This window comes from Brevundimonas sp. AAP58 (assembly GCF_001295975.1).
Lineage (GTDB): Bacteria > Pseudomonadota > Alphaproteobacteria > Caulobacterales > Caulobacteraceae > Brevundimonas.
Map to the genome: position 1 here is coordinate 34,762 of NZ_LJHU01000098.1, position 12,365 is coordinate 47,126.

Annotated in this window: 11 protein-coding genes; 5 read left to right on the forward strand and 6 right to left on the reverse strand. The window is 68.2% G+C overall.

Translation table 11 applies throughout. From position 1 onward, the window contains the following. Window positions 1-90 precede the first annotated feature (90 nt). The 4 genes from gshB to IP78_RS12365 all read left to right on the forward strand — a co-directional run bounded on the left by gshB (window position 91) and on the right by IP78_RS12365 (window position 6,086). Window positions 91-1,041, forward strand: coding sequence for a glutathione synthase (gshB, locus tag IP78_RS12350; RefSeq protein WP_054111976.1), 951 nt, complete (start codon window positions 91-93; stop codon window positions 1,039-1,041). A 60-nt stretch (window positions 1,042-1,101) separates the two neighbouring features. Next, window positions 1,102-2,679, forward strand: coding sequence for a YifB family Mg chelatase-like AAA ATPase (locus IP78_RS12355; protein WP_054111977.1), 1,578 nt, complete (start codon window positions 1,102-1,104; stop codon window positions 2,677-2,679). A gap of 102 nt (window positions 2,680-2,781) precedes the next feature. Beyond that, a complete protein-coding gene (locus tag IP78_RS12360; protein ID WP_082385043.1) occupies window positions 2,782-4,338 on the forward strand; it encodes a response regulator in 1,557 nt (518 codons plus the stop codon). 32 nt (window positions 4,339-4,370) lie between these two features. Then, entirely contained in the window at window positions 4,371-6,086 is a 1,716-nt protein-coding gene (locus IP78_RS12365; RefSeq protein WP_054111978.1) for an MFS transporter, read from the forward strand. Window positions 6,087-6,093: 7 nt separating this feature from the next. Here the strand turns inward: IP78_RS12365 and IP78_RS12370 are convergent, their stop codons facing one another. From IP78_RS12370 to thpR, 5 genes are all read right to left on the reverse strand, one after another. Continuing rightward, complete coding sequence (locus IP78_RS12370; protein ID WP_054111979.1) at window positions 6,094-8,463, reverse strand: NADP-dependent malic enzyme; 2,370 nt, start codon at window positions 8,461-8,463, stop codon at window positions 6,094-6,096. Window positions 8,464-8,536: 73 nt separating this feature from the next. Beyond that, complete coding sequence (gene mmcB / locus IP78_RS12375; RefSeq protein ID WP_054111980.1) at window positions 8,537-8,980, reverse strand: DNA repair putative endonuclease MmcB; 444 nt, start codon at window positions 8,978-8,980, stop codon at window positions 8,537-8,539. 168 nt (window positions 8,981-9,148) lie between these two features. Continuing rightward, window positions 9,149-9,673, reverse strand: a complete 525-nt coding sequence (locus tag IP78_RS12380) for a lipocalin family protein (protein WP_054111981.1) — start codon at window positions 9,671-9,673, stop codon at window positions 9,149-9,151. Between the two features lie 53 nt (window positions 9,674-9,726). Next, window positions 9,727-10,269: a GNAT family N-acetyltransferase gene (locus tag IP78_RS12385; RefSeq protein ID WP_054111982.1), complete on the reverse strand. Its 543-nt coding sequence runs from the start codon at window positions 10,267-10,269 to the stop codon at window positions 9,727-9,729. Beyond that, the gene (gene thpR, locus IP78_RS12390) at window positions 10,266-10,802 is read right to left on the reverse strand and encodes an RNA 2',3'-cyclic phosphodiesterase (RefSeq protein WP_054111983.1); all 537 of its coding nucleotides are present in this window, start codon (window positions 10,800-10,802) and stop codon (window positions 10,266-10,268) included. Before thpR ends, IP78_RS12385 begins: the two co-directional genes overlap by 4 nt. Before the next feature lie 146 nt (window positions 10,803-10,948). On the opposite strand from thpR, the gene IP78_RS12395 reads away from it, so the two are divergent. Continuing rightward, window positions 10,949-11,695, forward strand: a complete 747-nt coding sequence (locus IP78_RS12395) for a Bax inhibitor-1/YccA family protein (RefSeq protein WP_054111984.1) — start codon at window positions 10,949-10,951, stop codon at window positions 11,693-11,695. A 58-nt stretch (window positions 11,696-11,753) separates the two neighbouring features. Here the strand turns inward: IP78_RS12395 and IP78_RS12400 are convergent, their stop codons facing one another. After that, on the reverse strand, window positions 11,754-12,089 hold the full coding sequence (locus IP78_RS12400) for a DUF2794 domain-containing protein (RefSeq protein WP_054111985.1): 336 nt from the start codon (window positions 12,087-12,089) through the stop codon (window positions 11,754-11,756). Window positions 12,090-12,365: the final 276 nt, after the last annotated feature.

The following is a 12,365-nucleotide window of genomic DNA, read 5'->3' on the forward strand; positions in this document are numbered from 1 at the left end:
AGGGTCTAGGGTCTACGTTCTAGGGAGAACGACATCATCTGTGCGGCAGCGGTCCGCCCTAGAACCTGAAACGTGAAACCTAGAACCCTCATGCTCCGCACAGCCATCCAGATGGACCCCATCGAAGGGGTCAACATCGCCTCGGACACGACCTTCTTCCTGGCGCTGGAGGCGCAGAGGCGCGGCCACGCGCTCTGGGTCTATGATTTCCGCACCCTGGCGCTGGAGGACGGCGACCTGTTCTGTCGGGCCCGTCCGGTGACACTGAGGCCCGTGGTCGGCGATCATGTCACGTTCGGCCAAGAGGTCCGGCTGAACCTCGGTCGCGACGTCGACGTCATCCTGATGCGTCAGGACCCGCCGTTCGACATGGCCTATGTCACGGCGACCTATCTGCTGGAGACGGTCCATCCCCAGACCCTGGTCGTCAACGATCCCGCCGAGGTCCGCTCAGCCCCGGAAAAGCTTTTCGCCACCCGCTTCGAGGGCGTCCAGCCCCCGACCTTGGTCAGCGCTGACCCTGTCGCCCTCGTCGACTTCCACGAGCGGCATGGCGACGTGGTGCTCAAGCCCCTGCACGGCGCGGCGGGTTCGGGCGTGGTGCGCCTGAAGGCGGGTGATCCGAATCTGGAGGCCCTGATCGAGATCCACGCCGCCGCCAGCCGCGATCCCCTGGTCATCCAGAAATTCATCCCGGCCGTGTCCAAGGGTGACAAGCGCATCATCCTGATCGAGGGCGAGCCTGTCGGGGCCATCAACCGCGTGCCCGCCGAAGGCCAGGTGCGCTCCAACCTGCGCGTCGGCGGCACCGCCGCGCCGGTCGAGATCACAGAGCGCGACCGGGAAATCTGCGCCGTCATCGGGCCCGAACTGAAGGCGCGAGGCCTGATGTTCGTGGGCATCGACGTGATCGGCGACTACCTGACCGAAATCAACGTCACCTCGCCGACGGGCGCGGTGCAGCTGAAGGAATTCAGCGGCGTGGATGCGGCGGCGATCCTGTGGGACGCCATCGAGGCCAAGCGCACGCCGAGCGCGTAACGCCGCTCTTGCAAAAGCTGTAAGTTCATGGTCTGTTCTCTTTGCTAAGGGAGAACGCCCATGCTGGCGAGCATCGCGACGGTGGCGTTCGAGGGGGTCGAGGCGCGGCGCGTCGACGTCCAGGTCCAGCTGGTCGGCAATGACGGCCCGATCGTGTTCGCCGTCGTCGGCCTGCCCGACAAGGCGGTGGCCGAAAGCCGGGAGCGGGTACGGGGCGCGTTCGCCGGCATCGGCCTGGCCCTGCCGCCCCGGCGGATCATCGTCAACCTCGCCCCCGCCGACCTGCCCAAGGAGGGCAGCCACTTCGACCTGCCGATCGCGCTCGCCCTGCTGGCGTCCCTGGGCGTTGTGCCCCCTGATGCCCTGAACGGTTGGATGGCCGTCGGAGAGCTGGGGCTGGACGGGCGCATCCTGCCGGTCGGCGGGACGCTGCCTGCGGCAGTCGCGGCCTCGGCTATGGGCCTGGGCCTGATCTGCCCGGAGGCCAACGGTCCGGAAGCGGCCTGGGCGGGGGAGGTGTCGATCCTCGCGCCCCGGTCCCTGATCGGACTGATCAATCATTTCAAGGGAACGCAGGTGTTGCGGGCGCCCGCCGCCGGGCCGGTCACGTCGGGGACCGCGGTGCCGGACCTGCGCGAGGTCAAGGGCCAGGAGAGCGCCAAGCGGGCGCTCGAGGTGGCCGCCGCCGGGGGCCACAACCTGCTGTTCGTCGGCCCGCCGGGATCGGGCAAGTCGATGATGGCCCAGCGGCTGCCAGGGCTCCTGCCGCCCCTGACGCCGCAGGAGTTGCTGGAGACCTCCATGGTCTGGTCGGTCGCGGGCCTGATCGAGCGGGGGGCCCTGACGCGGGAACGACCGTTCCGCAGCCCCCACCACTCGGCGTCGATGGCGGCCCTGACGGGCGGTGGCCTGCGGGCCAAGCCGGGCGAGGCGTCGCTGGCCCATAATGGCGTGCTGTTCCTTGACGAACTGCCAGAATACTCGGCCCAGGCGCTGGACAGCCTGCGCCAGCCGCTGGAGACCGGCGAGATCGTCGTCGCGCGCGCCAACGCCCATGTCCGTTATCCCGCGCGGTTCCAGTTGGTTGCGGCGATGAACCCGTGCCGCTGCGGACTCGGCGGGGCGGGCAAGGGGGCCTGCGGCAAGGCTCCGCGCTGCCAGAGGGACTATCAGAACCGCATCTCCGGCCCGATGTTCGACCGCATCGACCTGACGGTCGAGACGCCGCCCGTCACCGCGGCCGACATGGCCCTGCCCTCGCCCGCAGAAGGGACCGCTGAGGCCGCCGCGAGGGTGGCTGGCGCCCGCGTCATGCAGGAGGAGCGAGTGAGAGAGGCGGGATTCGATCCGCTCCAGGCTCTGAACGCCCGGGCCACCGGCGAGACGCTGGACCGGTTCGCTCGTCCGGACGAGGCGGGTCGGGCGCTGCTCATGCGCGCCGGCGAAGCCGGGGGACTGACGGCGCGCGGCTGGACCCGGACGCTTCGTTTGGCGCGCACGATCGCCGACCTGGAAGGCTCCACCGGGGTGCTGCGCCGCCATATCGCCGAAGCCCTGATCTATCGCCGCTCCACCGTTGGCGCCCAGGCCGAGTTTGAACGGCAAGATGGTGGCCGGGCCGGGGTTCCAGCCTGGTGACCGAACGATACCATCGGGCGGCAAGACTCTGGAAACCTTGAGGGTTGAACCGCTCTTAAGCCGGAGCGCGTTAAGCGTGTTCTCCAAATCGGGGGACTGCGCATGGCCAAGACGCGGGCGACGAGCGGAACGGCGGGGAGCGAGGCGATCGCGACCTCTGGCGGGGCCGATCCCTTCCTGCGGCTGATGAGTCATGAAATGCGGACGCCGCTGAACGGCGTGATCGGCATGCTGGGTCTGCTGACCCGCACACGGCTGGATGGCGCCCAGCGGGCCTATGCCGAGGCTGCCAAGGACTCGGCGGAGCATCTTCTGGGCCTCGTCAACGACCTGCTCGACTATGCTCGGCTGGAAGCCGGCAAGCTGGAGTTCGATCTGGCGCCGGTCGATCCCGAGACCCTGGTCCGCGGGGTAGCCGAACTGCTGAGTCCGAAGGCGCATGACAAGGGCCTGGAGATCGTCTGGTCGGTCGCCGCCGACGTGCCCGACATCCTGGCCGATGAGGGTCGTCTGAGGCAGGTGCTGTTCAACCTGGCGGGCAACGCCGTGAAGTTCACCGAGACGGGCGGGGTCAGGATTGCCGTGGAGCGGGCGGGCGGCACGGACGTCAGACCCATGCTGGCCTTCATCGTCGACGACACCGGCCCTGGCATCCCGGCGGCGGCGCGTCAGCGCATCTTCGAGGAGTTCGGACACGTCGATGTGTCCGACGCGACGCGTTACGACGGTGCGGGTCTTGGGCTGGCGGTGGTTCGCCGCCTGGCCGAGGCGATGAAGGGCAAGGTCACGGTGATCGACCGGCCGGACGCTGACGGGCATGGCGGCTCGCGGTTCCGCTTTCAGGCGGCGTTCAAGGCGGTGGCCGAGACGAAGCCGCGCCGCCGCGGGCTGGAGGGAATGACGGTGGCGGTCCGGTCGCCCGATCGTTTCGTGGCCGAGGCGGCCCGCGTCCAGCTGATGGCCAGCGGCGCTGAGGCGAGCGAGGGTCCGGCACCGGTCTGCCTGATCGATCACGCGGAGGCGAGAGTGGCCGGACGGCCGACGGCGGAAGCGCCGACGACGGGGCGCGGCATTATCCTGCTCAAGCCTTGCGAGCGGGAGCTGATCGCGCGGTATCGGTCGGCTGGGTTCCATGGCTATCTGATCAAGCCGTTGCGGCGCGCTTCGCTGGTCGAGCGCGTGCTGGCGGCGGCGACGGCGGGCGATTCGGTCCCGAGCGGCGCGCGTGTCCTGCCGCCCGAGGACGACCGCGTTCTGCCGGTCCGCTTCGCGGGCACGCGGGTGCTTCTGGCCGAGGACAATCCGGTCGGCGCGCTGCTCGCCAAGACGCTGCTGCGCCGCGAGGGTTGCGTGGTGGAGACCGCCGGCACCGGCCGCGAGGCGGTCGAGGCGCTGAAGCGGGCGCGGTATGATCTGGTGTTCATGGACATGCGCATGCCCGGCATGGACGGGCCGGAGGCGACGCGCGCCATTCGGGCGTCGGGCGACCGCACGCCGATCGTCGCCCTGACCGCCAACGCCTTCGAGGAGGACCGGCGGGCCTGCCTGGAGGCCGGCATGAACGATCATCTGGTCAAGCCGCTGGAACTCGAGGCGCTCCGGTCCGCGCTCGCCCGCTGGACGACCGGAGACTTCCGCGCCAAGGTCGCCGCCGCATAGGACGCCAGGGGGCGTCGAAAGGGACGCCCGACATGAGCGAGACGGCCAAGCGGTTGACGACGTGGGACTTCGTGAAGTCCCTCAGGGATCGCCGCGTGTTCGTGATGCTTCTGTTGGGTGCGGCCGCGGGTCTGCCCTTCTTCCTGATTTTCGACACCCTGTCGGCATGGCTCCGGCAGTCCGAATTGTCTCTGCAGACCATCGGCGTGTTCGCGCTTGCGACCCTGTCCTATTCGCTGAAGTTCGTCTGGGCCCCGGTCGTGGACCGAGTGAAGTTGCCGTTCCTGGAACCCCTGCTGGGCCAGCGCCGCTCGTGGATGGCGCTCATGCAGGTCCTGATCGTGCTGGGACTGTGGGCCATCGCGGGATCGAGCCCGGCCCTGAACCTCGGACAGGTCGCGCTGCTGGCCGTCATGGTCGGCTTCTGTGGAGCGACCCAGGACATCGCCATCGACGCCTGGCGGATCGAGGTGGTCGACGAGACTTTCTATGGAACGATGGCCGCTGCCTATCAGTGGGGATACCGGGTGGCGATGATCGTCGCCGGGGCGCTTCCTCTGGTGCTCGCGGACTCCTTTGGCTGGAATTTTTCGTATGCGGTGATGTCGGCGTGCATGCTGATCGCGGTCGGCGCGACGGTGCTCGCGCCCCGTGAGAAGGCCCAGCGTCCCTTGGTTCGGCTCACCGACGACATAGCGGCCAAGCCCGCGCTGGAGATCGCCGAGTGGGCCGGGCGGCTGGCGTTCATCCTGCTCGGGGCGCTGCTGGCCGGTTCAGGACTTGCGGCCAACGCGACCTTCATCAACGCGGGCCTCGGGTTGCTGGGCCAGTCACCCGAGTCCGCCGAGGTCTTCAAGGCGATTTGGGAGGCGCGCGAGACCGGTATCTTCGTGCAGTTTCCGGCGGTGGTCGTGGGGCTTGGGCTGATCGCGCTGGCATGTGTGCCGCTGCCGGGGCGACCGACGCGACCGAGCGTCTATCTGCGTCGGGCCTATGGGGAGCCGCTGGCTGAGTTCTTCGGCCGCTTCGGCCTGAAATTCGGTCTGCTGATCATGGCCCTGATCTGCATGTATCGCCTGTCCGACTTCGTGCTGAACCTGATGAACCCGTTCTACATCGACCTCGGATTCAGTCTGACCCAGATCGCCGAGGTGCGGAAAGTCTATGGCGTGGTGGCCTCGCTGGCGGGCATCGCGGCGGGGGCGTGGCTGGTCAGCCGGCTGGGTATCGTCCGGACGATGGTCATCGGAGTGTTCGCGAGCCCCCTTTCGAACCTGATCTTCATCTGGCTGGCGACCCAGGGGGCCAGCATGCCGGCGCTGTATGGTGCGATCACCATCGACAACTTCGCCACCGGCGTCGCGGGCACGGCCCTGATCGTCTACATGTCCAGCCTGACGTCGGCGGGGTTCACGGCGACCCAGTACGCCCTCTTCAGTTCGCTATACGCCATCTTCGGCAAGATCCTGGCCTCCCAGTCCGGGCGGATCGTCGAGGGCTCGGCGCGGATGGCCGAGGCAGGGGGGTTCACGGCGATCTTCCGCCCCCTGTTCGCCGATCTGCCAGAAGGCGCGCTGGTGAAGGGGGCCGAGATCGCCGAGGTCACGCCGGTCTCGCTCGGAGCGGGCTACGCCGCCTTCTTCGCCTATTCGGTCGTGATCGGCGCGGTCGCGGTGGTCCTCGCCTTCATCGTCGCCCGTCGCCAGAAGGAGATCGAAGCCAAGGGAGCCGAAGCGCCCGCCGCCTGACCGCCCGTCACACCGTCGGCGGGACCGCCGTCGTGTGCATCGACCGCTCGGCCGCCGCGCTGGGGTGAGGAGCGACGGTCTCGTCCTCGGGTTCAAACTCGACGGTGACGCCTTCCTCATAGGCGGCGAAGGTGGCGGCGGTGATGATCTCGGAGACCGAGGCCCCCAACGACACGATCTGGACGGATTTCTCCAGGCCCACCAGCAGCGGCCCGATCACGGTCGCCCCGCCCAGAGCCTGGACCAGCTGGGTCGAGATGGCGGCGGAGTGGAGCGCCGGCATGACGAGCACATTGGCCTCCCGGCTGAGGCGCATGAAGGGGTAGTTGGCGCGCTGGTCGGGGGCCAGGGCCAGCTCGGGCGGCATCTCGCCCTCATACTCGAAGTCCACGCCCTTGGCGTCGAGGATGCGGATGGCCTCGCGGACCTTCTCGCCCCGCTCGCCGGGCGGATTGCCGAAGCTGGAGTAGCTGAGGAAGGCCACGCGCGGGGTGCGGCCGAGCTTCCTGACCGTGGCGGCGGCCTGGATGGCGATGTCGGCCAGCTCTTCGGCCGAGGGCAGTTCGTGGATCGAGGTGTCGGCGATGAAGATCGTGCGGCCCTTGGCCAGCACGACCGACAGGCCGATCAGGCTGTCGCCCTTGATGTCGAGGACCCGTCGGACCTCTTTCAGAACCATGTTGAAGTTGCGGGTCGTGCCCGTCACCACAGCGTCGGCCTGACCGCGCGCGACCATGGCGGCGGCGAAGTAGTTGCGGTCCTGGTTGATCATCCGCTGGACGTCGCGACGCAGATATCCGCGCCTCTGGAGCTTTTCGTACAGCCAGTCGGTGTAGGCCTCGTTCATGTCCGAGACGCGGGCGTTGACGATCTCGATGCCCATCTCGTCGAAGTTCAGGCCGGCCTCGGCGGCGTTCTTCTTCACCAACTCCTCGCGGCCGATCAGGATCGGCGTGCCCAGCTCGGCCTGTTTGAAGGCCCAAGCGGCGCGGATGACGGTGGACTCCTCGCCTTCGGCGAAGACGACCCGCTTGTTCGGCGCGGCGCGCACGGCGGCCGAGATCTTCTGCATCAGGGCGGCGGAGGGGTCGACGCGCTCCCGAAGCTGGGCGCGATAGGCGTCCATGTCTTCGATGCGTTTCCGGGCCACGCCGGAATCCATCGCCGCCTGGGCGACGAAGGGCGGGATGTACCAGATCAGGCGCGGATCGAACGGCGTGGGGATGATGTAGTCGGGGCCGAACTTCAGCTTTCGGCCGCGATAGGCCACCGCGACCTCGTCGGGCACGTCCTCGCGGGCCAGCTGGGCCAGGGCCTGGGCGCAGGCGATCTTCATCTCGTGATTGACGCGCCGGGCCCGAACGTCGAGCGCGCCCCGGAAGATGTAGGGGAAGCCGAGCACATTGTTGACCTGGTTCGGGTAGTCCGACCGGCCCGTGGCGATGATGGCGTCGGTGCGGACGCTCATGATGTCTTCGGGCGTGATCTCCGGGTCCGGATTGGCCATGGCGAAGATGATGGGATTGGGCGCCATCGACGCCACCATCTCCTTGGTGATGGCGCCCTTGGCCGAAAGCCCCAGCACCACGTCGGCGCCGACCATGGCCTCGGCCAGGGTCCGCAGCGGCGTGTCGGTGGCATGGGCCGCCTTCCACTGGTCCATGCCGGTCGGGCGGCCCTTGTAGACCACGCCATCGCGGTCGCAGATGACGGTGTTTTCGGCCCGGACGCCCACGGCCTTCATCAGGCCGATGGAGGACAGGCCCGCAGCGCCCGCGCCGGCCAGCACGACCTTGATGTCCTCGAGCTTCTTGCCGGTGATGTGACACGCATTGATCAGGCCGGCGGTCGAGATGATGGCGGTGCCGTGCTGGTCGTCGTGGAAGACGGGGATGTTGAGCAGGTCCTGGAGCTCGCTCTCGATCACGAAGCATTCCGGGGACTTGATGTCCTCCAGATTGATGCCGCCCCAGGTGTCGCCGATGTTCTTGACCACGGTGACGAACTCGGCCGGGTCGGTGGTCTTGACCTCGACATCGAAGCTGTCGACGTCGGCGAAGCGTTTGAACAGGACGGCCTTGCCCTCCATCACGGGCTTGGACGCCATGTGGCCGAGCGCGCCCAGTCCGAGGATGGCCGTGCCGTTGGAGATGACAGCCACCAGATTGCCCTTGGCGGTATAGTCGTAGGCCCGGTCGGCGTCTTCGGCGATGGCCCGCACCGGAACGGCGACGCCGGGCGAATAGGCCAGCGACAGGTCGCGCTGGGTCGCCATCGGCTTGATCGGGGCCATGGAGATCTTGCCCGGGTTCGGCAAGCGGTGGAAATCCAGCGCCTCCTGATCGGAAAAGGTCTGTTTGTCGGTCTGGTCGGGCATGGAGACGTCTCGGCTGGAGGCTCGTCCGTCGTAGCCGGGCAGGCCGAGAGGGACAACCGGAGACGGATGGGCATTAGCCCTTCAGCGTCCTCATCGCCGCAAGACGGGCGAAGGCGAGCATGAGGGCCTTGCGGCGGGCCGGCGCGAGCGGCATCGATGGCGCGTCGCGGACCACGGCTCCGCCGAAGCCGTCGGCGACAATCAGGCCGGGGTGCGCGGGCAGCAGGGCCTGCGGGAACTCGGGCGCGACGGCAAAGAAGAAGGCGTCGCAAAAAGGCTCGTAGTCCGGCCATTTGCGGTCGACGCGGTAGTCCTCTTCGCCCGACTTGACCTCGACGATGACAATGTCGCCTCTCTTGCCCAAGGCCATGACGTCGGCGCGGCGTCCATTGGGCAGACCAACTTCGAGCAGGGGCGCATAGCCCATGTCGGTGAGCAGCCGCGCCGCCCCGCGCGTGACCGAAAGCGTGGTTTCGGGGCGGCTGAAGACCAGCTCCAGATGAACGGTGGCGGACATGGCGCCACTATGTTCCGGTTGTGTTCCCTGGCGCAAGCTGCGCGAGCAGGGTCGCAGCTCAAGCGGCGCGGTCGGTGGCATGTCGTCGACGCATCGCGAACCTTGGCCGCAACCGGGCATCCGGGGGTCTCAGCAGAGGGACGCGTCTTGAGGCCGATGACCCCAGGTTCACTGGCCCGTGTGCGTCACGCGGCTGGTGTCGAAGCCCAGGGCTCTCGCACGCGCTACGGTGGCGACCCTGACCGAAGCGGCGGGGCTCTGGCTGCGGTGCCAGATCCACCAGCTGGACTTGTCCGGCAGGCCCATGATGGCCCAGCTGTAGTCGGGCGCGTGGTCCCAGACCCAGTATTGCTGGGACGCCAGGCCGCCGAAGCTGAGCAGGCCGGTCAGGCTGAACCGGAACTTGGCGTTGGTGGCTGGGTCGGTGACGCGGGCGTTGGCGCGCAGGGTCTCCACGTCGCCATCGGATCTGCGGACGCAGGTGACGAGAACGCTGTAGTGGCCCTGAGCCGAGGGGTTGAAGTCGATCTGGGCGCGGCTGCAGTCGCGCTGCATGCCGTTTGGGTTGCGGGCGATCTCGAACCAGCGGCCGTCGAAACGGTCGAGGTCCACGGCTGTCGCTTGGGCGAGGGCCGGGCTGGACGAGGCGGTCAGGACAGCGGCTGTGATGGCGGCGAACCAGGATCGGATCATGCGGTCTCTCCCTTGGCCAAAAGCTACGGATCGAACGCGGGCAAGGTTGCGTCTCAGCCTTTTCGCGCCCGCCACGTTTCGCGCGACTGGCCCCAGCGGTCGACGGGAAAGGCCTCGAATGGCGGCGGAAGGACAGCGGGGCCGAGATTGGTCGAGCCGAGCGCCCTCGCCAGGTTCTGCGAGCCTGTGTTGTCGGGATCGATGCAGTGGATGACCTCGGTCCAGCCGAGCACGTCGAAGGCGTAGTCGATGGCCGCGGTCGCGGCCTCGATCCCGTACCCCTGGCCCTGGGCATCAGGATGAAGCCCCCAGCCGACCTCGGTTCCGGGCCAGGCGAGCGGCGTCCACGGGCCGATGCGACCCAGCCAGAGACCGGTCTGGCGATCGATGACGGAGAACATGGCGACGCCCGACAGCGCCCAGGCCCCGGCCATGGTCATGAAGCCACGCCAGGCGACCTCCGCCGGCTGCGGCCCGCCGACGAAGCGCGAGGTGGGGTGAGCCATGAATTCGGCCCAGCGCGCAAAGTCCTCGCTCGCCGTGGGGCGCAGGATGAGGCGTTCAGTGTGGAGCGTGGGTCCGGGGGCGACGGTCACAGGGGGTACTCGCGTTCGAGGTCGTAGTGGCTGCCGTCGTCGGTCAGGACACTGGAATAGAGGCCGAAGCGGTCGACGCGGATCGGCGGGCTGTGCAGCAGATTGTGGTTGGTGATCCAGGCGCCGACGCGGGCGGGGTCCGTCTGGGTCTTCAGATAGGCCAGGGTGACGTGAGGCCGGTAGACGCGGGGCTCCATGCGGATGCCCGCGCGCTCGGCGGCGGAACGGCATCGGCCGGCCAGCACCGTCAGCCGCTCGTTCGGTTCGACGCCGGCCCAGATCGCATGGCTGCGATGGGCGTCGCCGAAGGCCCCGACCCCTTTCAGTTCGATGTCGAAGGCGCCGCCGGGGATGCGGGACAGCTCGGCGGCGAGATCGTCGGCGGTGCGCTCATTGACCTCACCGTAGAAGGCCAGGGTGACGTGCAGCTGCTCGGCGGTGCGCCAGCGCGCGCCCGGCAGGCCGGTCTGGCGGCGCGCCAGGGTCTCGGCGACGTCGAAGGGGATGGCGAGCGCGGTGAATAGCCAGAGCATGGAACGGTCCTAGCCCTCACGGGATTGCGAAGGAAGGCGGGCGGCCCTGCGGCGTCCGTTCCCTTGCGTAAAAGCGCCGCACGACCGATATTCCCGCAGTCGGACCGGGGGCTTTCGCCCTGGCCCTTATGGAGAAAACACTCGCGATGAGCGATTTCAGAAACGGTTACTCGACCCCGGCGCCCGCCTCGGCCGACATGGCCGTGGATGCCGGACTGCGCAGCTTCATGCTGGGCGTCTACAACAAGCTGGCGCTGGGCCTGGCCGTGGCCGGCGTGCTGGCCTACGTCGTCGGCAATGTGCCGGCGGTGCAGCAGTTCTTCTTCGCCCAGACGGCGGACGGCCGCATCGGCCTGACGGTGCTGGGCATGGTGGTGCAGTTCCTGCCCATCGTCCTGCTGTTCGGATCGATGTTCTTCATGAAGAACCCCACGGCGCGCGGCGTGAACATGCTGTACTGGGCCGTGGTTGCCTCGATCGGCGCGGGCCTGGGTCTGCTGTTCCTGCGCTACACGGACGCCAGCCTGGCCTCGACCTTCTTCGTGACGGCGGCGGCGTTCGGCGGCCTGTCGCTGGTGGGCTACACCACCAAGAAGGACCTGTCGGGCATGGGCACCTTCCTGATCATGGGCGTGATCGGCCTGATCATCGCCTCGGTGGTGAACATCTTCCTGCAGTCCGGGACCTTCTACCTGATCATCTCGGGCCTGGGCGTGCTGATCTTCGCGGGTCTGATCGCCTATGACACCCAGCGGCTGAAGATGACCTACTACGCTCTGGGCGGAGACCAGGCCGCGCTGGGCGTGGCGACGGGCTTCGGCGCGCTGAGCCTGTTCATCAACTTCGTCAACCTGTTCCAGTTCCTGCTGGCCTTCATGGGCAACCGGGAATAGGGCGCGGGCGAGCGCTTGATGTGATGAGGGCCCCGGGAGCGATCCTGGGGCCCTTTGTCTATTCGACCACCTGGAACTTCCGGCCGTCGAAGACCCGCAACACCTGGGCCAGCTCACGGCCGCGGCGCAGGATCTGGCCGCCCTCGCCGATGACGGCCCACTGGCCCTGGCGGGTCTGGAGCGAGGGGCGCTTCTCGATGCGATAGGCCGGGGCGTCGCCCGAGCGGCGGAAGACGGCGAACTCGGCGGCGTCCTTGCCCCCCAGCATGGCGTAGTCGCGCCACTCCCCTTGCGCCACCATCCGGCCGTAGACCCGCAGGATCTGGTCCAGCTCGCGCCGGTCGAAGAAGACCTGGGCGGGGGCGCCGGAGGGGGGCAGGGTCTCGAGGCTCATCCTCTTCAATCTAGGCGCATCGGCGGTGAACGCCATCCCGCTGTGACGGGTCGGCAAACCGGCGTTCACGACGTCACGAAAAGGCCCCGTTTCCGTCTTTCGCCGGACAGATGGCGAGCCGACAAGATGACTGTCGGCCTGACGGAGTTCGGAAGCGTCCCGGATCCTGAACAGCCCCCCCAGCCCCCCTGGATGTCTCCATGAAGGGCTCCGCCGGGCCGACGCTTCCTCCAAAGCGAGACGCCCGCCCTGCCCTCCTCCCCCTCCCGGCACGGC